The following is a 23,873-nucleotide window of genomic DNA, read 5'->3' as shown; positions in this document are numbered from 1 at the left end:
CTTCGTCGCGCTGGATTGCGACATGCTCGAGATCAACCCGCTGGTGGAAACCAAGGACGGTAACCTCCTCGTCCTCGACACCAAGATGAGCTTCGATTCGAACTCGCTCTATCGCCACCCCGACGTGATGGCGCTGCGCGACGAGACCGAGGAAGACCCGGCCGAGATCGAAGCCAGCAAGTACGACCTCGCCTACATCAAGCTCGACGGCAACATCGGCTGCATGGTCAATGGCGCAGGGCTTGCCATGGCGACGATGGACATCATCAAGCTGAACGGCGAATTCCCGGCCAACTTCCTCGACGTGGGCGGCGGCGCAACGACCGAGAAGGTCACCGCGGCGTTCAAGATCATCCTCAAGGACCCGGCGGTGAAGGGCATTCTCGTCAACATCTTCGGCGGGATCATGAAGTGCGACATCATCGCCGATGGCATCGTCGCCGCGGCCAAGGAAGTGAACCTGCAGGTTCCCCTCGTCGTCCGCCTCGAAGGCACCAACGTCCAGCAGGGCAAGGACATCCTCGCCAACTCGGGCCTGCCCATCGTCCCCGCCAACGACCTTGGCGATGCCGCCAAGAAGATCGTCGCTGAAGTCCGGAAGGTCGCATAATGTCCATTCTCGTCGACAAGAACACCAAGGTCATCACGCAGGGGATGACCGGCAAGACCGGCAGCTTCCACACGCAGGCTGCGCTTGATTACGGCACGCAGATGGTTGGCGGCGTGACGCCCGGCAAGGGCGGCACCACGCACATCGGCCTGCCGCAGTTCGACACCGTGGCAGAGGCCAAGGCGGTGACCGGCGCAACCGCTTCGTGCGTCTATGTGCCGCCTTCGGGCTGCGCCGACGCCATCCTCGAGGCGATCGATGCCGAGATGGAACTGATCGTGGCGATCACCGAGGGCGTTCCCGTGCTCGACATGGTCAAGGTCAAGCGCGCGCTGTCGGGTTCGAAGAGCCGCCTGATCGGTCCGAACTGCCCCGGCGTGCTCACGCCCAACCAGTGCAAGATCGGCATCATGCCGGGATCGATCTTCAAGGAAGGCTCGGTCGGCGTGGTCTCGCGCTCGGGCACGCTGACCTATGAAGCGGTGTTCCAGACCTCGGCCATCGGCCTTGGCCAGACCACCGCTGTCGGCATCGGCGGTGACCCGGTCAACGGCACCAACTTCATCGACGTACTCGAACTGTTCCTGGCCGACGAGGCGACCAAGTCGATCATCATGATCGGCGAGATCGGCGGCGATGCCGAGGAGCAGGCCGCGCAGTTCCTGATCGACGAGGCCAAGCGTGGCCGCAAGAAGCCGATGGCCGGCTTCATCGCGGGCCGCACCGCGCCTCCGGGCCGCCGCATGGGCCACGCCGGCGCGATCGTCTCGGGCGGCAAGGGCGATGCCGAAAGCAAGATCGCGGCCATGGAAGCCGCCGGCATCAAGGTCTCCGCCTCGCCCAGCCTGCTGGGTGAGACGCTGGCAGAAGTGCTGAAGGAAAGGGTGTAAACCCAAAGCCTTGGCTTGAGAATTTGAGAGCCCCTGCGAAAGCGGGGGCTCTTTTTTCATGCCTCAGGAAGTGCGCCGAAGTGCGCCGTCGGGTTCTGAGCGGAACGGCAGGTCCTCGTAAGCCGGGGTGAAACCAAGCCTGCGATAGAGTTCGGGACGCAGGTAGGGAAAGGCGTCGCCGGCGTCTTCGTGGACGCGGGCGCATTCGCCCAGGAAGCTGTCGATCGTGCGAAAGAGGCCGCGTTTCATGGGTTACCATTGGTTGGCGGGGATGCGCGCCGGACCTTTGCAGCGGCACCACTGATTCTCGCTAACGCATTCGATATTCGTCAAATTTCAGCAACACAGGCGCCAACCGGGAGTTTTCCAACTCTGTGGCAACTCCACCGCAACTCTCCGAGGCAGAGGCGCAACTCTCCCCGGAGAATGCAGAACTGCGCCTAACCGCCGATCTTGAGGGCGGGAACCTGCGCATCGGGCAGCTTCGCCCCCATCACCTCTGCCAGAGTGGGAGCGATCGCGCGCATGTCGATCTCACCCAGGCTGCGCCCCCTTGCCACGCCCTTCCCCATCACGAGGAAAGTCGAGCGCATCTCAGGCATGGCCGGGAAGTAGCCGTGCATGCCCTTGTAGCGTGAAGGCTTTGCCAGCGGCGCATCGGCAGAAAAATTCCCCGCCAGTGCGCCGGGCTTGAGATCGACGTAGAAGCTTGCCTGCGGATTGCCGCCGAGCCTGGCGATCTCCGCCTTGCCGATGACCTTGGCGATCTTCGCCTGCGGATCGGCGGTGAGCTTTTCCAGCAATGCGCCGACGAGGCCGATGAGCGCGGCATCATCCGGGCGGGCGAGGACGACTGCAATGGAGCCGCCCGAGGGCCAAGGCATCGCGTCCCATGACGCGACCTTGCCATCGGCGCCGAGCCGGATCAGCCCGGCTTCGATGAACGGGCGGAACAGGTTCACTTCGGTGTCGGTGGCGACGAAGCCGTGGTCGCTTACCAAGGCGATCGTGGCATCGGGCCGCGCGGCGAGTTCGGCGCTGACAAGCTTGCCAACTGCAGTGTCGAGACGTTCGAGTACGGCGTTGGCTTCGGCGCTGCCGGGGCCGTGGAGGTGCTCCTCATGGTCGAGCGCGGCGAGGTACACCGTGAGGAAATCGGGCTTCTTCGTCTCGATCAGGCGGACGGCGAACTTTGTGCGGTTCTCGTCGGCGTCGACGCCTTCGTCGATGCCGTCGGCATAGGCGCCGCAATCGTGTTCGAGTTCATCATAGAGGCCATCGGTGGCGAGCGCGCGGATCAGCTTGCTATCATCGCCGTGGCCCGAGCGCCAGATCTGCGGCATGTTCCAGGTGAGCGAACTGACGCCGACGCTGACCGGCCAGTGGACGTTGGCGGTGGTCATGCCCGCCGCCCTGGCCGCATCCCACAGCGTTGGCGCACTAATGTCCTGCGCATACCAGTACCAGCCACCGTAGTTGATCTGCCTGGGATCGAAGGTGGTGTTGCTGACGATCCCGTGCCTGGCCGGGGCGACGCCAGTGATCAGCGTGGTGTGGCTGGGATAAGTGACGGTGGGCAGATTGCCCATGACGCCAGTGGCATAGGCCCCTTCCTTCAGAAACCGGCGCAAGTTCGGCACCTTGAGACCGCGCTTTTCCGCTTCCAGCACGTCGCCGGGACGCAGTCCGTCGATCGAGATCAGCAGGACAGGCTTGCCCGCTTCTTGGGCCTTGGCGACGACAGGCGCCGTGCTGCCCAGCAGCACGACGCCCGCAATCACGGCCTTTGCGGTTGAAAGGCCGCGCATCATCAGAAGCCCGCCTTGAGCGTGACGAAGACCTGTCGTGGCGCGCCCGCGAGCAGGGTCTGGTTGTCACCGCTGAAGCCGAAGCCGTTGGAGCCGATGGTGGCCACATAGCGCTTGTCGAACAGGTTCACCGCATTGATTTGCAGTTCGATCGGCTGGCGCTGGCCGATGTCCACGCGATAGCCAATGGTGGCATCGACGAGCGCGCGGCCCGGCACCGACTTGTCGTTCAGGTAGGTGAAGTAACGCTTCGACATCCAGTTTACCCCGACCCGACCGAACACGGTGTCGCTGTCATAGGACAGTTCGCCGCGCAGGAGGTGCTTGGGAGTATCGACCACGGTCTTGCCCTTGGTGGGACGGATCGTGGTAACGCCGCCTGCGGTGATGACGACGTCATCGCGATAGGTGGTATCGTTGTAGCTATAGGAAGCGAAGGCGCCGAAGCCGCCGGGCAACTTCACGTCCACCGCCGCTTCGATGCCGAGCGCGCGGACCGAGCCGACGTTCTGCAGGGCGTTGGTGGCTCCGACGATGCCGAGCGAAGTGGGGATGACCAGCAGGCGATCGCGGAAATCGACATAGTAGCCAGCGAGCGAGGCGTTCACGATACCGGTGTTGTACCGCAAGCCTGCCTCGTAGGTGTCCGAGCTTTCCGGCTTGATCGTGTTCTTGATCGCATCGAAGCCAGCCTGCGTTGACGAGAACGGGCCGCTGGTGGTGGAAGCCTGATAGGCGCGTGTCACCTGCGTGAAGCCCGCAAAGGCTTCGAGACCGTTGCCGAACTTGTAGTTCAGGCCGACATGCGGCTGGAACCAGTCCTCGACCTTGAGGTCACCGGTAGCGCGGCTGTTGGTGTTGACCAGCGCAAAAGCGTTGGTGTCGACCGAGTAGCCCTTCCAGCCGAGGTTCACCTTGAGATCGCCAAGGTCGATATCGTCCGAGACGTAGTATTGCAGCGTGTCGGTTTCGAACGCGATGGACCACTGCGTGAAGAACGGGTTGCGCTGGAAATCGAGGTGATCGCGGCCCGGATTGGTGCGGCTTTCATAGCCATAGAAGCGGCGCGACTGGATGAAGTCGTTCTTTTCATACCATCCGCCGACGAGCAGCTTGTTGAAGCCGAGTTCGCCCGTCCACGAGGCAAACACGCCCTTGCGCTTGATGTCGTATTCGGTCGTGCGGATCGACATCGGCACGCCCGAGGGGCTGGCCAGATACGGCGTGCCCCAGGTGCCCTGCCCGTCGTTCTCATGGTAATAGCCCTTGATCGAGAACTTGCCGGTATCGCCGGTCTGGATGGTCAGGCCAAGCGCGGCGAGCGTATCCTTGCGCAGGCCCGAAGCATCGTAATAGGCATCATCGGCGATGACAAACGGCGACGGATAGGTCGTGCCTGCAGCGGGGTTGGTCGGCGTGACGCCGCTGTAGCCCGTATTTGCGGCAATATCGGCAATGTTGATGGCTTCGGCATAGCGCGAGGGGCCGAAGTTGTCCCAGTCATAGCCGAGACGATCGATCATCTCGAGGCTGAGATCCTGATAGTCCTGCTCGGCGCGGTCGGAATAGCTGATGTAGCCATCGAGATCGACGGTTTCGCCCAGCGGCAGCACGGCCTTGGCGTTGGCCATGAAGGTGCGCTGCTTGCCATCGCCCTTCCACTTCTTGCCATCCTGATACTGGACCGATGCATAGCCGCGCGCGCCTTCTGCCGTTCCCAGCGCGACACGGGCGAAACCGCGGTATGTTTCCGCCGAACCGTAGGATGCCGAAACGTCGGCACCGAGCACGTCCTTGGGATCGACCGAGAAGAATTCAAGCGTACCGCCGAGGTTGTTGGTCGACTGCGCGGCGATGGAGCCGGAACCCTGGCTGACGCGCGTGACGCCGATGTTTTCAGGGCTGATCGCGCGGCTGATGTGCAGGCCATTGGCGTTGCCATAGGACATGTCGCCCAGCGGAATGCCATCGAGGTTGAAGCCGAGCTGGTTCTGGCTGAAGCCGCGGATGGTGACGCGGGTCGACCATTCATAGTTGCCGAAAGCGTCGGCCGACTGGAAGTTGACCGAGGGCAGCTTTTCGATGGCCTTCAAGGGGCTGGTGCCCGAGGCGAGGATGGTCAGCTCTTGCGTGGAGAGTTCCTGCACCTGGCGGGTCTGGCCCGAGCCGAGGACGACGATCTCGGCATTGGCAGAGTCCGCAGCCATGGCGGCTTCAGCGGCAGGCGCAACTTCTTCCGCAGCAAAGGCAGGAGCAGCGATGAGCGAAGTGCTGGCAAGCAGCACGGCGACGATACGCATGGTGTTATCCCTCATAGACCACATCGGTGTGGCGAGGGCCTGCTAGGCGCGCGCTGTTGCAGGATGATGGAGATTCGGCGTCAGATGAGCGACATCTGCGTGACGATCGGTTGACAGCAATCATCCGGAACATGACTGTCACGGGACTGTAACGCGAGATGCGCAATGGCTCTGGTAATGTCGGCAGGGGAAATTCCAACGCAGATCGAAGGCTTGCCGCCCGTGCAGGAGCGGTTCTTCAATCGCGAACTGAGCTGGCTGGCCTTCAATCGCCGCGTGCTGGCCGAGGCGGTCAACCCGGATTACCCTCTGCTGGAGCGGCTGCGGTTTCTTTCGATCAGCGGCAGCAACCTTGACGAGTTCATGATGGTCCGCGTGGCAGGGATTGCCGCGCAGGTGCGTCGCCAGATCGACGAGCTTTCGATCGACGGGCAGACCCCGCAGCAGCAGCTTGGCGCGCTGCTCGATGCGGTGAAGAACCTGATTGACGCGCAGCAGGACGTGCTGGCCGATCTCAAGGACGAACTGGCCGATGCCGGCATTCGCATCATCGACAACGATGCCCTGAACAAGGGCGAAGCCGAGTGGCTGCGCGACTATTTCGAGGAACACGTCGTCCCGGTGCTGACGCCACAGGCGATCGATCCGGCGCACCCCTTCCCCTTCATCGCCAACCAGGGCACCGGAATCCTGTTCCAGCTGCAGCGCACCGCGGACGGTGCGCCGGTGACGGAGATGATCCTGATCCCGCCTGCCCTGCCCCGCTTCGTCCGTCTGCCGGGTAGCCGGGCTTCGTGGATGGGGATCGAGGAACTGGTGCGGCGCCATGCGACGCTGCTGTTTCCCGGCTTCAAGATCCTGGGCGACGGCACGTTCCGCGTGCTGCGCGACAGTGACATCGAAGTGGAGGAAGACGCCGAGGACCTCGTCCGCTACTTCCGTACTGCGATCCAGCGGCGGCGGCGCGGCAAGGTAATCCTGCTGCACCTGCAGGAAAACTTCGATGCTGCTGCCGAAAAACTGCTGCGCGAGCAATTGCGGCTGGATCATGCGCTGGTGATCAAGAGCCGGGGCCTGCTGGCGATCAGCGGGCTTTCTGCGGTGATCGAGGAGGACCGGCAGGATCTGAAGTTCGATCCCTACAACCCGCGCTACCCCGAACGCATTCTCGAACATGACGGTGATTGCTTCTCTGCCATCCGCGAGAAGGATCTGGTGATCCACCACCCTTACGAGAGCTTCGAGGTGGTGATCGACTTCCTGCGGCAGGCTGCGGCCGATCCCGACGTGGTGGCGATCAAGCAGACGCTCTATCGCGCCGGGAAACAGTCCGCCGTGATCGCAGCGCTGATCGCGGCGGCAGAGGCCGGCAAGTCGGTGACGGCAGTGGTCGAACTCAAGGCCCGCTTCGACGAGGAGCAGAACCTGATGTGGGCCGCGCAGCTTGAACGCGCCGGCGTTCAGGTGATCTACGGCTTCGTCGACTGGAAGACCCATGCCAAGGTGAGCATGGTGGTGCGGCGTGAAGGTGGCGGATATCGCACCTACTGCCATTTCGGCACCGGCAACTATCATCCGGTCACCGCGCGCATCTATACCGACCTGTCATTCTTCACTGCCGACCCGCGCATGGGCCGTGATGCCGGGCAGCTGTTCAACTTCGTCACCGGCTATGTCGAGCCCAAGCAGACCGAACTGCTGGCGATCAGTCCGATCAACCTGCGCGAGCGGCTGTACGAATGCATCGAGCGTGAAGTCACGCTGGCGCGCAAGGGCCGTCCCGCCACGATCTGGGCCAAGCTCAACCAGTTGACCGACCCTGACCTGATCGACCGGCTCTATCTTGCCAGCATGGCGGGCGTGGAGATCCGGCTGGTGGTGCGCGGGATCTGCTGCCTCAAGCCTGGCGTGCCGGGGCTTTCGGAGACGATCGAGGTGAAGTCGATCATCGGGCGGTTCCTTGAGCACAGCCGCATCTGGGCTTTCGGCAACGGGGCCAACCTGCCCAACAAGCGGGCGCGGGTGTTCATCTCCTCGGCCGACGGGATGAGCCGCAACATGGGACGGCGGGTGGAAGTGCTGGTGCCGGTCAAGAACCCGACGGTGCACGACCAGATCCTCGACCAGGTGATGCTGGCCAACCTGCTGGATACCGAACAGAGCTGGGAACTGGGGCCGGACGGCGAGTACGAGCGGTTCGAGAAGGGCGACCCCTCGTTCAACCTCCACGGCTATTTCATGACCAACCCGTCGCTTTCCGGGCGCGGTGCAGCGCTTTCCAAGGGAAGAAAGGTTCCAAAGCTTGCGTTGCGGCGCGGCGCGGCTAACCGTGGCTGAGTGAAGGCTCAAACCACCATCTACGATTGGGCGCAATCGCGCGCGATCATCGACATCGGCTCCAACACCGTGCGGCTGGTGGTCTATGGCGGGCCACCGCGTGCGCCGGTGACGCTGCTCAATGAGAAGGTGACAGCCAAGCTTGGCAAGCATGTGGCCGAGACGGGCCGGCTTTCCGACAAGGCGGTGGACAGCGTGCTGGCGGCGCTGCGGCGCTACAAGGCGCTGATCGATCTGGCGCAAGTGCCGCGCGTCGACGTGGTGGCGACGGCAGCGGCGCGCGATGCGACCAACGGGCCGGAGTTTCTGGCGCGCATTCGCGAGATCGGTTTCGAGCCGCGATTGCTCTCGGGCGTCGAGGAAGCCGAGACCAGCGCGACGGGCGTGCTTGGCGCCTTTCCGGGGGCCTCGGGCATCGTCGGGGACCTCGGCGGCGGCAGTCTCGAACTGGTCGATATTGCCGATGGCGGAACGAGCCATGGGGTGAGTCTGCCGCTGGGTTCGCTGCGCCTGCCGCCGTTGCGGGCGCGGGGCGACCGGGTGTTCGTGCGCGAAATCAGCCGGATGCTGGCGGGGGCGGATTGGGTCGCTGAGCCAGAGGCGACGCTCTATCTGGTCGGCGGATCGATGCGCGCGCTGGGCCGCGCCATGATGGTGCAACTGGGCTGGCCACTGGATGACACGCACGGCTTTGCACTCGATGCCGCCAAGGCGCTGGAGTTGGCGAGGCGGTTTGCGCGGCGGGGGCAGGCGCTGCGGCAGATCGATGGCGTTTCGGCGAGCCGCGCGGCGAGCATTCCCGACGCGGCGGCATTGCTGGCGGTGCTGCTGCAGAAGCTGGAGCCAAAGGGCATCGTGTTCTCGTCATGGGGCCTGCGCGAGGGCGTGCTGTTCGGATCGCTGCCCGACGCGGCGCAGCGCGAGGACCCGTTGCTCGCCGGTGTCAGCGCCTTCGTGGAGCCAATGGGCGTCGATGCGGCGCTGGTCGAGGCGACGGTGGCGGCGGTCAGGGAAGTTGCGCCGCTGGCGGAGACCCCGGTCGGGCGGGCGGCGGTGATGCTGTGCCTGGCTGCGGGCCGGGTCGAGCCCAACCTGCGGCGCGAATTGCCGACGGAATGGGGCCTGCAGAAGCGCTGGGTGGGCGCGGACAACGCCGGGCGCGCCGCGCTGGCCAGCGCCTTGCGCGCGAGCCTTGGCAAGGGCAGTGCCGGCCAGGTGCCATGGAGCGCCCTCGCCCCGCAGGACCTGTTGTTCGAGGCGCGGACGCTGGGCCATGCGGCGCGGCTGTGCCGGCGGCTGAGTGCGGGATCGGCGCGGGTGCTCGACCAGGTGCGGCTGCGGGCCGAGGGCGGCACGATCGTGATCGACAGCCCCGACCCCAACCTTTTCGGCGACAGCGCGGCGCGCGACCTGCGCGATCTGGTGCAGCACTGCAGCACGCCTGCCGCCTGACATCTGCGTAACAGTTTGTTGCCCGACATAATGCGGAGCGCCCGACTTTCCGCAATTGTTACGGCTGTTTGAAACGCATTCTTCGTTCTGCCTTCGAACTGTCGCGTGACCGTCAAACGCAGTGCCTAGGGGCTCCCCAGCCAAGTCATTCAGGGGGCTTACCATGACATCTGTGTTTTCCGCGGCGCGCAGCCGAACCCTTCTTCGTGCGATGCTGCTGGGTTCGGTTGCCGCGCTCGCTGCCACGCCAGCCTTTGCCGAAGACCTTGCTGCGGAAGAGAGCGCCGAGGCGCCGATCGTGGTGACGGGCGAACGTCCGATCGCCGAATCCGAAGCCGCCGCGCTCGACGTCCAGAAGAAGTCGGATTCGCTGGTAACGGTGCTATCATCCGATGGCGTCGGCCGCCTGCCCGACCAGAACATCGCGCAAGCCACCAGCCGCCTGCCGGGCGTTGCCATCGAGCGCGACCAGGGCCAGGCGCGCTATATCAGCTTGCGCGGTGCGCCCAACTACTGGACCACGCTGAGCTTCGACGGGATCAACGTGGTCAGCCCCGAGGGCCGCGATGCGCGGTTCGATTCGATCCCCTCGGCAATTGCCAAGCAGGTCATCGTTTCAAAGGCGGTGACGGCGGACATGCCGGGCGAGACGGTTTCGGGTAACGTCAACGTCATCACCCGCTCGGCCTTCGACTTCGCCGGGCTGCACGTTCAGGGCAAGGCCGGGATCGGTTACGCCGAGCTGGGCGACCGCCGCGAGTACGAAGGCTCGCTGGTCGTTTCCGATCGCTTCAAGGCGGGTGACGGCGAGATCGGCGTGCTGCTTTCGGGCAGCTTCTTCGAACGCAACATGATCACCGACAATTTCGAGATCGACTGGGAGCGCGTTTCGCAGGACCAGCGCCCCGGGAACGGCACCCGCTTCTGGGCGCGCGAGACGGAGAACAAGCTCTATCGCCTGCGCCGCCGCAACTGGTCGGTCTCTGGCCGCATGGACTGGAAGCCTGACAGCGAGAACACGATTTCGCTGCGGTCGGTCTACACGATCTTCACCGACGACGAGGCGCGCGACAACTACATCTTCGACATGGATGACAGGCAGGGCGATCTTTCGAACAGTTCGGCCGCCTGCCCGACCACGATCAACACCACGCCGACCACCACCGGCTATGCCGACGTCTGCATCGGCAATACGCCGCTCAAGGGCACGGTCTATGGCATCGACATCAACCAGCGCTCCACCCTGCGCGCGTTCCGCCAGTCGATCTTCACCAACACGCTGGAAGGCACCCACGAGTTCGGCGAAGGCTGGAAGGTAAACTGGCTGGGCAACTACACCGAGTCCAAGGACGACCGTTCGGTGGTTGGCGAAGCGCGCTGGAACAGCCCTTCCACCCGCTCTGCCCGCCCGACCGTGGCCTATGACTTCACCAACCCGCTGCGCAACACGCCACGGTTGTTCACGACGGTGCAGCTTTCCAGCCCGACGCGCTACACCGCCGGGACTGCCGTCAGCGCAATCGACACGTTCACCAAGCCACTGGCCGAGCTTCGCCTGCTTGACGCGGTGGACACGACGAAGGCCTATACCGGCCGCCTGATCGTGGCCAAGGACACCAGCTTCCTGGGTGGTGATGCAACCTTCAAGCTGGGCTTCCAGTTCGACCAGCGCACCAAGGTGGTGGACGAAAGCCAGATCTCGCTGACGGCGGCTGGCGACTTCGCCAAGATCGGCATCCCCACCGACTACAACCAGTTCTCGCTGGATCAGGGGTTCCTCGGCAAGATCCCGATGGGCTACACCTTCCGCTATTTCGATACCGACAAGATGCGCCAGTATGCCGACGCCGCGCGCGCCAATTTTACCTTCACGCCCAATACCGCGAACATCTATGACGTGCGCGAGCAGGTCTTTGCCGGTTTCGCCATGGGCACGCTGCGCTATGACTGGGGTTCGGTGGTCGGCGGGGTTCGCGTCGAGCATGTGAAGAACCGTGGCATTGCCGAGGCCAATATTGCCGGGACCACAGGTCTGGTCACCGCCGAGGCGAGCCAGACCCTCGCCTTCCCCAGCCTGCACGTGAATTACGACCTGGCCGAGGACAAGAAGCTCAGGCTCTCGTTCAACAGCGGTGCGGCGCGTGCGGATTATGACCAGATCCGCCCCAACGTGACGGTGAACGACGCCAACCTGACCATCTCCGGCGGCAATCCCGGCGTGAAGCCCGAGCGCGCCTATGGCGTGGACGCCTATTTCGAATGGTACGTGCGTCCGCAGGGTTATCTCATGGCCGGCGTGTTCTACAAGAAGGTCGAGGACGTGCTCTATTCGCAGCGCCGCACCTTCAATTCCGACGTGCTGAACAGCGGCGGCGTCGATCGTTCGCAGTACACCTTCACGGGCATCACCAACGGCGGTGACGGGCGCATCTTCGGCTTCGAAGTGGCCGCGCAGCTGCAGCTGGAACCATGGACCGAAAGCCTCGGCCTGCCCGACTTCATGGGTGGTTTCGGCGTGAGCGCGAACCTGACGTACAACGACAGCGAGGTGACCAAGCCTGCGGTGGGCGATGTCCCCGCCCGCAAGGTGCGCCTGCCCGGCACGTCCGACTGGGTCTACAACCTGGGCGCCTATTACGAGAAGTACGGCCTGTCGCTGCGCCTGCAGTACCAGCGCCGCAGCACCTGGCTTGATGGCTATGCCGATGACCTGACCGACGCTGGCGACACTTATTGGGCAGCCGACGACGAGATGGACTTCTCGGCCCGCTATGCGATCACGAAGAACTTCGAGGTCTATTTCGATGCCTCGAACCTGCTCAACAAGCCGGGCCGCCGTTATTCGGAACCCGGCAACCTGTTGACTGCGACCGGCACGCCGACGCCGCACACCGACATCTACACCATCGAATACGAACGCTTCGGTCGTCGCTATGCGGCGGGCGTGCGGATCAACTTCTGATGGTTGCCCTGCCCAGGTTCGTCACGGCAGGATCGGGGGCATTGCTCCCGGTCCTGTTCCTTTCTGCCTGCACCAGCGTGGCGGAGTTTCCGCGTCCATTCTATCCGGCGGTAGACGTGGCAGCGACGGGCGAGACCGCGCCGGTCGGGTCTGCCAATGCCGATGCCGCCGATGACCCGGCAATCTGGCGCAATCCTGCCGATCCCGCGGCCAGCCTGATCGTCGGCACCGACAAGAAGGCCGGGCTCTATGTCTATGGCCTTGACGGCAAGGTGCGCGATTTCGTGGCGGCGGGCGCGCTCAACAATGTCGACTTGCGCGAGGTGCGGCCCGGCTTCGTGCTCGTGGCGGCAAGCGACCGCAGTGACTTGGCTGAACCGAAGATCGCGCTGTTCCGGCTGGATGGCGCGACGGGCAGGCTGACCGGTCTTGGCACGCTGGCGTTTCTGGACGCCGGCCATGCTCCCGCCGAGGCCTATGGCTTCTGCATGGGCAAGGCTCTGGCGGCAGGCGAACTGGCGCGGGCCTATGTCGTGCTGAAGGATGGCACGGTGGCCGAAAGCGCGCTGGAAGAGGCTGGCGGCACGATCACGGCGCGGCATCTGCGCTCTGTCCGGTTCGCTACGCAGTCCGAGGGGTGTGTGGTGGACGACCGGACGGGACAGCTCTATGTGGCCGAGGAAGATGTCGGCATCTGGCGGGTTGATCTGCGCAGCGCGGTGCTGCGGGCCGAAGCCTTTGCCATGGTGGGCGCGGAAAAGGAGCTGGCAGCCGATGTCGAAGGGTTGGCGCTGGCACCCGAAGGCCGGGATGGCGGCATGCTCGTGGCATCGAGCCAGGGCGACAATGCCTACGTGTTGTTCGACCTGGGCACAGCCGCACCGAAAGGACGCTTTCGCATCACCGCGGGGCAACTCGGCGCAACCAGCGATACCGACGGGATCGAACTGCTGCCGGGTGACTTTGGCCCCGCCTTCCCTGCTGGCCTGTTCGTCGCGCAGGATGGCGATAATGCGCCACGCGCGCAGAACTTCAAGCTGGTGTCGTGGCAGACGATATTAGACAGGCTCGAGCGGTAGTAGGCGTTTGGGGGCCTTGCCTGAAGGCCCCCTCACGCAAGGCTATTCGTCGATACTGCGCTTGTAGGTTTCTGGCAGGAATATGAGGCCGATCACGCAAGTGGCAGCGGCGACGATGACCGGGTACCAGAAGCCGTAGTAGATATCCCCGTTGGCCGCGACCATGGCAAAGCCGATGGCCGGCAGCAGGCCGCCGAGCCAGCCATTGCCGATGTGGTATGGCAGGCTCATCGAGGTGTAGCGGATGCGGCTGGGGAACAGTTCCACCAGCATCGCCGCGATCGGGCCGTAGACCATGGTCACCAGCAGCACGAGGTAGAACAGGATGGCCACAACCAGCGGCCTGTCGATCTCGTCCGGGTTGGCTTTGCCGAGGTAGCCGACAGTCGCCAGGTCGCTGGTCACCTGCGCGGCAAAAGCGGCGATAGCAGCCTTCCTTTCCTCGCCCGAAAGCCGGGCCGGATCGGGGGCGACCACGGTGGTCGCGCCAATCTGGATCGAGGCAAGGGTTCCGGCGGGCGCGGCGACGTTCTCGTAGTTCACCGCGGCCTTGGCGAGGGCGTTCTTGACGATGTCGCAACTGGTGCCGTCAAACTTGTTGGCGCCGACGGGATCGAACTGCGAGGAGCATTCGGCAGCGTCGGCCAGGACCTTGACCGGTGCGTTTGCCTGCGCGCGGGCGAGCGCGGGGTTGGCCGCTGCCGTAAGCGCCTTGAACGCGGGGAACATCGTCAGCGCCGCCAGCGCGCAGCCTGCCAGGATGATCTTCTTGCGACCGATCTTGTCCGAGAGCCAGCCGAAGAACAGGAAGAACGGCGTGGCGCAGGCCAGCGCGATGATGATCAGGGTATTGGCCGTCAGACCATCCACCTTGAGCATCTTTTCGAGGAAATACATCGCGTAGAGCTGGCCAGTGTACCAGACTACCGCCTGCCCGGCGATGGCGCCGAAGAACGCGATCAGCACGATCCTCAGGTTCTTCCATTCGCCAAAGGCTTCGGACAGCGGGCGCTTGGACGAGGTGCCTTCTGCCTTCATCTTCTGGAACACGGGCGATTCATGCAATTTCAGGCGCAGCCACAGCCCGATGCCCAGGAACAGGCCTGACAGCAGGTACGGGACGCGCCAGCCCCAGTCCCTGAAGGCCTCCTCGCCAACGCCGGTGACGGGCGAGCGTACGAGGATGACGATCAGCAGCGCCATGGCCAGCCCCGCCGTGGCGGTGATCTGGATCCAGCTGGTATAGAGGCCGCGTTTGCCCTCGGGCGCGTGTTCGGCAACGTACGTCGCCGCGCCGCCATATTCGCCGCCCAAGGCAAGGCCCTGGAACATGCGCAGCACGACCAGCATGATCGGCGCGGCGACGCCGACGCTTTCGTACGTCGGCAGGCAACCGACGAGGAAGGTCGACAGGCCCATGACCAGCAGCGTGACGATGAACGTGTAGCGCCTTCCGACCATGTCGCCGATGCGGCCAAACACCAGCGCGCCGAACGGGCGGACGATAAAGCCCGCGGCAAACACCAGCAGCGCCATGATGAACGACGTCGTCTCGTTGAGGCCGGTCAGGAACTTGGCGGCGATGATCGCGGTGAGGAGGCCGTAGAGGTAGAAATCGTACCACTCGAACACCGTGCCCAGCGATGAGGCCGTGATGATCAGCTTCTCACTATGAGTGGCCTGGTGATGCTTCGGCAAGACCGAGATATCATCGGGAGTTTCCAAGTCGGGCATCCTCGTTCAATTTTCTTGTCGTCCCCCTGATACGGTCTTTGACGGCAAAGCCGAATTTTATCGTCGGTCCGCCTCGCTACTCGATCAGGCCAAAGCCGTAGGTCTCGTCGAAACCCTGCGCCCCCAGATCCTTCGCCGCTTTCCTGAGCAGCAGCCGGCAGGCAGAAGCATCGGCGCCGGTAGCGCGGCAGCGCCCGAGCCAGGCTGAGACGACCGGCGTGGCAAACGATGTGCCCGTAAACCGCGCAAGATTGCCCCCGGCCTCTGCCGCGAGAACATCGACCCCATAGCCGGCAACGGCAATATGCTTGCCGCGCTGGGCCAGCCGATAGACCCGGCGATCTTTATCGACCGCGGTTACTGCGATGACGCCCGGAACCGCTGCCGGATAGGACGGCGGTGCCGTGGGCCCACCGTTTCCGGCCGCGGCAACCACCACCTTGCCAGCCTTCACCGCATCACGAATGAGGCGGTCGAGAATGGCATTGCGCGGTCCGGCCAGGCTCATGTTGATCACCGGGGCGCCCTGGAGCAAAGTCCATTCCAGCGCGGCGGCGATGACTTCGGCAGAGGTATATGGGCGATCCGCCGGGCCCCTGAAGATGTTGGCGCTGTAAATGGTCGGACGACCGGCACTGGCCAGCAAGGAGGCCACTGCCGTGCCATGCCGGGCCTGCGCCTGCGGCGTGGCCCCTTCACTCCACGGGATGATCCGGGCCTTTGCGAGCGCTTGATGCGACACGACTGCGGTATCGATCACGCCAACCGAAAAGCTTTCGTTGGCGCGGGTTGGCATGACTTTCTCACGTGCCTTGTGCGGTTTGCTGCCGGCTGTCAGGTCCATGCCGTAGTAATGGACGACATCCACCGTGGCGCCGGGGGCTAGTTCACGCAAGCGGTCCCGGGCGAGGGTTGCGCTGGTGCCGCCGGGGGCCGCAAGGCGCAGCAGGTCCCGGTCGAGCGCTTCGAGGCGGGTCCGCTCGATGATCCGGTAACCGGAACGCTGGATCTGGGCGAGCACGCTTTCGGGCAAATCCAGGGCAAAGACCTCGCCGCGCCGAACCGGATATCCGCGCTCGTCATGCTCGGCGCGTTCGCCATCGGCGATGTCGCGGATTTCGGCGCTGCTGCCCCGTTCCACGCGGTCGTCGTCGGATTGCTCGGCAAGCTCGGCGGCATCCTCGAGCTCATCCTCGGCCGCTTCGGCCAGGTCCTTTTCGTAGTCTGCCTCGGCCTTTTCGGCATCCTCGGCAGCCTTGGCTTCATTCTCGGCGCGATCGGCTTCCAACTTCGCGAGGTCCTCGGCGGCCTTGGCCGGTTCGCGCAATTCACGCTCTTCGATGCGGCTGCGATCGCGCTCGAAGCGGGCGGCCCGCTCTTCCGCACGCTGGGCCGCACGCTCCTGCTCGCGCTCCAGCCGTTCCTGCGCGCGTTCTTGCGCGCTCTGTGGCTCGGGCGGGTCGCGGTCATGCGGGAACGCGGGCGCGGCAAGCAACCCGATGACAATTCCGGACAGGATGGCGCGCATGTTCATGGATCAAATCCTGCTTGATACGCGCCGACAACGACTGCAAGTGCTTGCTATTCCGATGGTCGGCAACTTTTTTGTAGCGCGACAGGGGGCGGGTTGGAATAGCCGGACGCGCAAGACGTTGTGGGGGCATGGATGGAGCAGGCAGATCACGATGCAGGAGGCATGCGGGCGTCGATAGTCGCCGCATTGCCGCGCCTGCGACGGTTCTGCCAGGCGATGGCAGGCAACGCCGCCGATGGAGACGATCTGATGCAGGCCACGGTTGAAAGGGCGCTGCGGCGTGCCGACCAGTTCGAACCGGGCACGCGGCTGGACAGCTGGATGTATCGCATCGCGCAGAACATTCACATTGACGGCACGCGCGCTGCCCGGCGGCGCGGCACGGCAATCGACGTCGATGCCCTTCACGGCATTGCCGGCAGCGATGGGCGCGAAACGGTCGAGAACCGCTCGCAACTGTCCGCTGCACAGCGCGCGCTGCAGGCACTACCCGACGATCAGCGCGCTGTCTTTGCCCTCGTGGTCATCGAAGGCCGCAGCTATCGCGATACAGCCGAAGCGCTTGAGGTGCCGGTGGGCACGGTCATGAGCCGTCTGGCCCGTGCCCGGGCCAGGATCGCCTCGTCCCTTGGCGAAACGCAACTTGCGCAAAAGGATGCCCAACCATGACCCTTTCGCGCGAAGAACGGCTTGCCGCCTGGCTCGATGGCGAGCTTCACGGCACAGAGCTTGAAGCGTTCGAGGCGGAACTTGCCGCCGACCCCGAACTCAATAAGCTCGCCGACGAATGGGGCGCAAACGACGCCCTGATTGCCGGGGCATTTGCGCCGGTGGCAGAGGCGCCGATCGATGCGGCAATGCTCGAACGGCTCGGCCTTGTCGAACCGGCTCCCATTGTGGTTCCGCCCCCGTCCTTGGCGGCCAATGACAATGCGCCATGGTGGAAACGCCATGCCCTGCCGTTGGGTGGCGCAATCGCGGCAAGCCTTGTAGCGGCGCTGGTGCTGGCTCCTCGCGGCGGATCGCCTGACCGCGATCCTCTTTCTCTCGCGCTTGACCGGACACCTTCGCTGGCTTCGGCAGAGCTGCCCGATGGCCGCAAGATCACGCCAGCGCTGACCGCGCGCGCTGCCGATGGGCGCTGGTGCCGCGAATTTGGCGAAGGTGGCAAGGTGGCCCTGGCCTGCCGCGACACGAAAGGCGTCTGGACGATCGAAGCGCAGGGCGCAGGTAGCACTTCCGCAGGCACCGGCGAATATGCGGTCGCAGCCGGAACCGATGATGCCGTGCTGGACGCTGCCCATCGCCGCCTGAACCTGGCCGATCCGCTCGATGCGGCTGCCGAGCAGGCGCTGATCGCAAAGGAATGGGGCGGCCACCCCAGCAGGTGACCGCCCCGGCGGAAGCCAACCCGAAAGGCTCCGCTTTAGAAACTCAGTTGAGCGCGCAGGACGCCCACGTGGTTCGTCACCGGCGCGCCCCCGCTGGGGAAGCGGACGCGGTTGTCGGTGTATGTGGCCAGCAGGCGCAGATTGGTGCTGATCGTCCAGATTGCGCTGGCACTGAGCGCGCGGCCAATGCCCCTGTCGAAAGTCCCGTCGACCAGATCGAGGCGGCTATAGCGCGCGGCCAATTCTAGCGCGCCGCCGCCCTTGCGACGTTCCGGACCGCCGAAGATCCCGCTCGATGCACTGTAGGCATGGCGCTGCCCGGTCACGATCCAGCCGACCTGGACGGTCTGGCCGTTGAAGCTGCGATTGTCTCGCAAGGTGCGATTGAGCTTCAGCGAAAGGGACTGTGCCTGAACCAGCACGGGGCCAAGCGAAACCGCCGCTTCGACATTCAACGCGTTAAGCGTCTCGAGCGATCCGAGCGTGCCGCTGGACATGATATTGGGCGCGAAGACAGAACCCGGATCAGCCGTAAATCGCACGCGCTCAATCGCCGAGAATGTCCTTCGTTCTCCGCCGAGACCCAGATGCACGATCGCCTTGCGTGAGCGGACCGGTGCGAACGTGATCCTGCCCACCACGCCTTTTCCGCGCTCGGTGGTGCGGCCTTCATCATTGGCCAGGGCATCGGTGAAGTAGCCCACGCTGGCGCTCCAGTTCCGGCCGCCGGAGGAGATCGCGCCACCGAGGCCGAAGCCGCCGGTCAGCGCAGAGGCCATCGAGCGTTCCGCAAATGGCGTGGCATTCGAACTTTGCAGATCCTCCATCGAGAACGGCACGATCATGTTGCCGCCCTTGATCTCGAGGTTCTTCACCGGCTCGATAGAGGCCCAGAGATTGCGCCAGCCTCTGGCCCCGGCGAATTCGCGGTCAACGCGAAAGCGCAGGATCTCGCCAACCTTGCCGGACAGCTCGATGCGGGCGCGGCGGACGTCGGCGCTGGTCACGTCTGTCCGTTGCAAGGCGGGGTCGTCGAAAACGCTGACATCCAGATGCAGGCGTCCGCCGAGGTTCAGTTGCAGCGGGCCGGCATCAAGCGTCAGGCCTTTCTCGTCGGCTTTGACCTCTTGCGCGTGGGCAGGCAAGGCACACAGGGCGATGGCGGGCACGATGGCCCTTGCAAGAGTCTTCATGGTTCGCGTTTCCTCGGGTTTAGAGCACTGTGGCGCGGCGCGTGCCGAGCAGATCCAGGACAAGTGGGACGAGGCCGAGCTGGACGGCATCGCTGAAAGCGTGGCTGAGGCTGGGGATGATGGTCAGGCCGCCTGAAAAGCCTGCCTTGCGCATGGCCCGGTGCCAGCGCCGGGCACGCTGCAGGCGGTGGAGGCCCTGCACGGCGTCAATGGCCTCGGATCGTCGCAAGGCCTTGTCCTGCTGCCGGTCAAGCGAGCCGACCAGCACGTCGAAGCGGACATTGGCGAGCGCGGCCTGATCGATCGCGACAGGTGCGTCCTGAAGGCCAAGCGGCCAAGGCAGCGAAGCATCGGGCATGGTGTACCATCCCGCTGCCGCAGCGATGCAATGTCGCACCCGGTGGGGATGGAGCATCGCCAGACGGTGGGCGAACTGTGCCCCACCGGAAAAGCCGAACAGGTCGCAGTGCCGAGCATTCACGCCGAACCGGACCGCCGCATCTGCAAGAATGTCGAAGAGGGCATCGTCGCAATGCGGTGCGCCTTCAGGATCGCGCACGTGCTGGTACCTGCCGAAGCTCCCTCGCTCGAACAGAGGAGCGATCACCGGGATGCCGTGCAACGCCGCAAGTTCGCCAAAGCGCAGCGCCAGTTCAGCGGCGTTTCGCGAAATCCCGTGGACCACCACGAGCGGGACTGCGTCCATTGCGCAGTTCTCGGGGATCACCGCGTAGTAGCGGCGGGCGGGCGTTGCCGGCACGGTGAAGAACTGCGGCGGGGGCATGGTGATTGCAGCCGTTTGCGGGATCGGGAACAGAGCGGTCATGCGCAGTCCTGTCTGTTTGCGGGGCGAAGGCGGGGTCCGGGCTCGGCAAGCTCGACCAGCGCCAGGGTTCCAGGTTGCGGAGGCGCCTTGGGCAGGCGCATCAGGCGCTGGATGCGCAGCGCCGAAATCCGCGCCGGGATCCAAAGCTCCGCTGCGCGGGCCAGGTCGTTCAGGGCAAGGCCGGCGGTGCCGATCACCACGACCGTTCCCGAGATGGCGCCACCTTCGAGCAGCACGATCAGAACAATCAGGCTGGTCAGCAGGTGCGGCAGGCCGCGCAGGGTTCCGGTCCACCAGGCACGCCGCAATGCGGCACGGTTCAGGTCATCGCTGCGCCGGCGAAGGCGCCGCATCCGGGCGCGCTGCCTTGGCGGAACCGAACCATCGGCGATTTCCGCAATGGTGTCGGAAGCGAAGGCGGACAGGCGCCCGCGGGTACGCCTTACCTCGCGAACCGCGCGCGACATCGGGCGCAGCAGCCCGGCTCCCACCCCCATGCCAAGCAGGAGAAGGATCGCAATCCTTGCGCAGAGCCACGGGGATTGCATCGCGGCCCAAGCCAGAAGAGCGGCGACGAGGATGGGTGCTGTCACGGCACGGGGCAGTCCGTCGCTCAACCACTGGCGCCGGGCCGACAGGTCACCAACGAAGACCTGCAGCAGGGCGCCATGGCGCTGGCGGGCAATTTGTGACCGGTCGGCCCGCAAGATGCGCCGGAACAGCGCGGCGCGCACTTGCGCCACTTCGTGCCAGCCAATCGCCTCGCACAGTCTGCGGCGCGCCACTTCCAGCCCGAAAGCGCAGACGAGCGCAAACACGGCAAGCGCGGCCATCGGCGCGGTGGCAGGCTGCTGCGCGGCGCGGTGCACCAGCGCGGCGCCGATCAGCGTTGCACCGCCTTGCGCAACAGCCACCGCAACCGGACCGACCATGCGCCGCGCGATGGAAGGGGATGTCAGGCGAGGCATGACTTCGCATCGCCAGCAAAGCAGATCTTCGGCGCGGTCAGGGGATCGCGCAGATCGGCCAGCGACAGGATCGGCCAACCGAGCGCCGCCTCGGCTTCGCGCACGGCAAGCGGTGACGCACTGAGCAGACCCGACACGCCGAGCACCCGGTGCCCGGCCTTCACCAGCCAGTCATGGCCGGCAACCGCGCCCATCGCATCGCCAGCGGCGAACAGCACGCCATGCAGCGCCTCACGCAGACGCTTGCACTGCAGGAGAGCGCCGGTTTCGCGCTGCAGCAAGCCATCCGCAACTTCGACGACGATGAGGTCGGGATTCGAGGTCGCGCTGTGGGCGATGAGCGAAAGCGCGACGCTTTCGATGCGATCAAGCGTCAGGCCAGCTGTCGAAGTGTGGCCATGATCGGTAAAATCCAGAACCGAGCGCGCGCCGGCGTCTAGCATGGTCCAAAGATCGCCGCCCGAGCCGGTCCCGGTGACCTTTGTCGCAGCGACGTGGAGCCCCGCCCGCGACAGGCCATGGATCAGTCCCGCCGCAGCGGTCGTCTTGCCGGCGTTCATCGACGTACCGACCACCGCAACGACGGGGGGCAGGACAGGCGGCAAGGTCAGGCGTGGCAGCCCGAACCAACCGAGGTTGAGGACCTTGCCATCGTCATCGGCGAGCAGGCCAACCGGCTCGATCCGCGTCGCCGTCCGCATTTTCGCATGGCGACTGAGGACAAGTCCGGCGACGCCGCCGCCGGCAACCAGATCACAGGGCGAAAGGTCCTGCGGTACAATGGCCTCGAACTGGTCGGGTGCGTAGCGCTCGCCATAGGCGACGATGATCTCGTCGCCGACATAAAGCTGGGCGCGGCGGCCGTAGGGGGATTCAAGCTTCTGGTGCTGGCCAAGCTGCGCCACCCGGGCCAGCACCAGATCTCCCGCGCGCGGCCTTAGATCGCTGCGCAACCGCGTCGCCAGATCAAGGTCGACGCGGCGCGTGGTGAAGGCGTGCTTTGCAGCCGAGCGGCGATCTTCGCGCAAGGGACGCCCCTTGCGCGCGATCGTCCCGGCCAGGTCCTGGCCTGGTGCAATCAGGCCTCCTTCGGCTTGCAAGTCCTGCAGCATGTCCGTTCACCCCTTCTTTCCAATCGGGGCGACAACGACAGCAATTTGCGCTTATTCCATCGGCTGCAGAATTTTCTTCAATCCCCCCAGTTGTGGCCTCGGTTCAGGCCTCAGTTCAGGCGCCAGCTGAGCGACAGGCCACCGGCGAAATCGGTGCTGCGCGCGTTGAATCCGGTGCTGGCAAAGACCTGCATGCGCAGCTTCCGTGACAGCCCGAAGTTGATCCAGCCAGTCGCTTCACTGCTGGCAATGCGACCGGGCGTGGCCGATTCCTGCCAATCGTAGTCGGCACCGACTATCGTGCCGCCGGGCAGCCGGTAGCTCACTCCGCCGCTTGCCCCCCAGGTGTCCTGCAACGTGGATCCCGCCGGTTTGCCGAGAAAGCGATAGCGGGCACCGGCAAACAGGCTGAAGCTGCCGATATCCTGCACGAGATCGCCGCTTAGGGTAACGTCGGCCTTGCCGGTGCCAAGGCGTTTCGCCCTCGACGCAGTGGGCAGCTTCACGCGCGTGCCGAGATCGAGCCAGGTCGACCGGCCAAGTTCCAGCGAATAGCCGAGTGCGAGCGAGACATCGCCCAGTCCGCCTCGACTGTTGGAGACTGGCGCACCGGGCACTGGCGGCGTGATGATGCCACCGCTGCCGCTATCATCATCGCCGCCCGATGAGCCCGAACCGCCACTGCCCGAACCGCCGGAGCCGGAATCGTCAGACCCCGAACCCGAACCTCCCGAGCCGGACCCCCCCGAGCCCGAACCCCCCGAGCCCGAACCCGATGAGTCATCGCTTCCGGAGCCACCGCTGCCGTTATCGTCGCCCGAGCTGAGATCTCCGAAACCGGCATCGCGCCCCTGCGGCGTGTCGAGAATGCTGCCCGGACCATTGACATGGACCCAGGGAACCGAAAGGCGGACCGAAAAGCCGCCCTTGCGGTACTTGATGGCGACAGGCGCAGAGACGACCTTGGTCGTCGCTGTGTCACCATACTTGCCTTCGGAGTAATTTGCGCCTGCGCTTGCTCGCCAGACCGCAGGCTCGTCATCCTTCTGCGTCTGGGCCGGAGCCTCCTGCGCAGTTGCCGCACTCGCGGACAGCAGGCCTGCCAGCAAGATAGAGCCTGCAGCCAATGCATTCTTCATAGTAACCCCCTCGTCTGGCCGTGTGGTGATCCCTCACAGCCCCCCATAACGACACGGGTTGCAGCATTATTCCGGCGCGAAAAGCATTTTCTGCACCCGACTGGAGCAACCGAGCACAGCCCTTGCGGGGGATTGCGGAACAGATCAACGATGTCGAAGCAGGGTCACGCCCATTTCGGGCGGAAACAGGTGGCTGGCGGAGAGGGTGGGATTCGAGATTGTTGCCTTTTGCATTGAATTATCATCTTTTTTCTATTTAATAATCCATTTACGCCCCCAGATTTGCCCCCAAATTTTTTGGATGCCAGCGGATGAGTATGAACCGTCTGGCGGTGTGCTAACCTGCAATTCTCGTCGTCCATTCGTGACAAATTCAAGGGCCCATAATTGGTTCACGGCTCGGCTGGAGCGTCGCCCAAATCGCCTCTAGGCTCAGGATCTGTAATTGCAGAGCTGGGCGGTGTGATCCCTTGAGGGTTTCATGGATCTGTCCGCACTGACCGAGCCGGAGCCTGGTCGTGCTGTATCGGGTCTCACA

At 64.6% G+C, this 23,873-nt stretch carries 17 protein-coding genes and 1 pseudogene; 8 read left to right on the top strand and 10 right to left on the bottom strand.

The window, feature by feature from the left end; genetic code table 11:
• Nucleotides 1–610, top strand: a pseudogene (sucC, locus tag HGI46_RS21275) (succinate--CoA ligase subunit beta); the annotation flags it as partial.
• Nucleotides 610–1,500 (top strand): succinate--CoA ligase subunit alpha, encoded by an 891-nt coding sequence (gene sucD / locus HGI46_RS21270; RefSeq protein ID WP_118074255.1) that lies wholly within the window; start codon nucleotides 610–612, stop codon nucleotides 1,498–1,500. The pseudogene sucC and the gene sucD, both read left to right, overlap by 1 nt.
• A gap of 63 nt (nucleotides 1,501–1,563) precedes the next feature.
• Here the strand turns inward: sucD and HGI46_RS21265 are convergent, their stop codons facing one another.
• The 3 genes from HGI46_RS21265 to HGI46_RS21255 all read right to left on the bottom strand — a co-directional run bounded on the left by HGI46_RS21265 (nucleotide 1,564) and on the right by HGI46_RS21255 (nucleotide 5,608).
• Nucleotides 1,564–1,749 carry a hypothetical protein gene (locus tag HGI46_RS21265; protein ID WP_168905761.1) on the bottom strand — a complete coding sequence of 62 codons (186 nt, stop codon included), beginning with the start codon at nucleotides 1,747–1,749 and terminating at the stop codon, nucleotides 1,564–1,566.
• A gap of 191 nt (nucleotides 1,750–1,940) precedes the next feature.
• Nucleotides 1,941–3,308, bottom strand: a complete 1,368-nt coding sequence (locus HGI46_RS21260) for an ectonucleotide pyrophosphatase/phosphodiesterase (protein WP_168905764.1) — start codon at nucleotides 3,306–3,308, stop codon at nucleotides 1,941–1,943.
• A gap of 2 nt (nucleotides 3,309–3,310) precedes the next feature.
• The gene (locus tag HGI46_RS21255; protein WP_168905760.1) at nucleotides 3,311–5,608 is read right to left on the bottom strand and encodes a TonB-dependent receptor; all 2,298 of its coding nucleotides are present in this window, start codon (nucleotides 5,606–5,608) and stop codon (nucleotides 3,311–3,313) included.
• Nucleotides 5,609–5,785: 177 nt separating this feature from the next.
• Here HGI46_RS21255 and HGI46_RS21250 point away from each other — a divergent pair, with 177 nt between their 5' ends.
• From HGI46_RS21250 to HGI46_RS21235, 4 genes are all read left to right on the top strand, one after another.
• The gene (locus tag HGI46_RS21250; protein WP_240344944.1) at nucleotides 5,786–7,945 is read left to right on the top strand and encodes an RNA degradosome polyphosphate kinase; all 2,160 of its coding nucleotides are present in this window, start codon (nucleotides 5,786–5,788) and stop codon (nucleotides 7,943–7,945) included.
• Entirely contained in the window at nucleotides 7,946–9,397 is a 1,452-nt protein-coding gene (locus HGI46_RS21245) for a Ppx/GppA family phosphatase (protein WP_168905759.1), read from the top strand.
• A 163-nt stretch (nucleotides 9,398–9,560) separates the two neighbouring features.
• The gene (locus HGI46_RS21240) at nucleotides 9,561–12,359 is read left to right on the top strand and encodes a TonB-dependent receptor (protein WP_168905758.1); all 2,799 of its coding nucleotides are present in this window, start codon (nucleotides 9,561–9,563) and stop codon (nucleotides 12,357–12,359) included.
• The gene (locus HGI46_RS21235) at nucleotides 12,359–13,438 is read left to right on the top strand and encodes a phytase (protein ID WP_168905757.1); all 1,080 of its coding nucleotides are present in this window, start codon (nucleotides 12,359–12,361) and stop codon (nucleotides 13,436–13,438) included. Before HGI46_RS21240 ends, HGI46_RS21235 begins: the two co-directional genes overlap by 1 nt.
• A 42-nt stretch (nucleotides 13,439–13,480) precedes the next feature.
• On the opposite strand, the gene HGI46_RS21230 is transcribed toward HGI46_RS21235, so the two are convergent.
• Both HGI46_RS21230 and HGI46_RS21225 read right to left on the bottom strand, forming a co-directional pair.
• The gene (locus HGI46_RS21230) at nucleotides 13,481–15,172 is read right to left on the bottom strand and encodes an MFS transporter (protein WP_168905756.1); all 1,692 of its coding nucleotides are present in this window, start codon (nucleotides 15,170–15,172) and stop codon (nucleotides 13,481–13,483) included.
• A gap of 76 nt (nucleotides 15,173–15,248) precedes the next feature.
• Nucleotides 15,249–16,706 carry a S8 family serine peptidase gene (locus HGI46_RS21225; RefSeq protein ID WP_240946939.1) on the bottom strand — a complete coding sequence of 486 codons (1,458 nt, stop codon included), beginning with the start codon at nucleotides 16,704–16,706 and terminating at the stop codon, nucleotides 15,249–15,251.
• Nucleotides 16,707–16,838: 132 nt separating this feature from the next.
• On the opposite strand from HGI46_RS21225, the gene HGI46_RS21220 reads away from it, so the two are divergent.
• Together HGI46_RS21220 and HGI46_RS21215 are read left to right on the top strand one after the other, a co-directional pair.
• The gene (locus HGI46_RS21220) at nucleotides 16,839–17,375 is read left to right on the top strand and encodes an RNA polymerase sigma factor (protein WP_168905755.1); all 537 of its coding nucleotides are present in this window, start codon (nucleotides 16,839–16,841) and stop codon (nucleotides 17,373–17,375) included.
• The gene (locus tag HGI46_RS21215; protein ID WP_168905754.1) at nucleotides 17,372–18,097 is read left to right on the top strand and encodes a hypothetical protein; all 726 of its coding nucleotides are present in this window, start codon (nucleotides 17,372–17,374) and stop codon (nucleotides 18,095–18,097) included. The genes HGI46_RS21220 and HGI46_RS21215 overlap by 4 nt, the downstream gene beginning before the upstream one ends.
• Before the next feature lie 35 nt (nucleotides 18,098–18,132).
• On the opposite strand, the gene HGI46_RS21210 is transcribed toward HGI46_RS21215, so the two are convergent.
• From HGI46_RS21210 to HGI46_RS21990, 5 genes are all read right to left on the bottom strand, one after another.
• Nucleotides 18,133–19,290 carry a porin gene (locus HGI46_RS21210; protein ID WP_168905753.1) on the bottom strand — a complete coding sequence of 386 codons (1,158 nt, stop codon included), beginning with the start codon at nucleotides 19,288–19,290 and terminating at the stop codon, nucleotides 18,133–18,135.
• A gap of 19 nt (nucleotides 19,291–19,309) precedes the next feature.
• Nucleotides 19,310–20,116 (bottom strand): hypothetical protein, encoded by an 807-nt coding sequence (locus HGI46_RS21205; RefSeq protein ID WP_168905752.1) that lies wholly within the window; start codon nucleotides 20,114–20,116, stop codon nucleotides 19,310–19,312.
• A complete protein-coding gene (locus tag HGI46_RS21200) occupies nucleotides 20,113–21,084 on the bottom strand; it encodes an ABC transporter ATP-binding protein (RefSeq protein ID WP_168905751.1) in 972 nt (323 codons plus the stop codon). The genes HGI46_RS21205 and HGI46_RS21200 overlap by 4 nt, the downstream gene beginning before the upstream one ends.
• Nucleotides 21,072–22,196 (bottom strand): DUF1611 domain-containing protein, encoded by a 1,125-nt coding sequence (locus tag HGI46_RS21195; protein WP_206065882.1) that lies wholly within the window; start codon nucleotides 22,194–22,196, stop codon nucleotides 21,072–21,074. The genes HGI46_RS21200 and HGI46_RS21195 overlap by 13 nt, the downstream gene beginning before the upstream one ends.
• Nucleotides 22,197–22,306: 110 nt before the next feature.
• Nucleotides 22,307–23,335, bottom strand: a complete 1,029-nt coding sequence (locus tag HGI46_RS21990; protein WP_206065881.1) for a hypothetical protein — start codon at nucleotides 23,333–23,335, stop codon at nucleotides 22,307–22,309.
• Nucleotides 23,336–23,873: the final 538 nt, after the last annotated feature.

Origin of the sequence: Novosphingobium sp. ERW19 (assembly GCF_012641315.1) — a bacterium.
GTDB lineage: Bacteria > Pseudomonadota > Alphaproteobacteria > Sphingomonadales > Sphingomonadaceae > Novosphingobium.
This window is presented reverse-complemented; position numbering and strand designations above follow the sequence as displayed.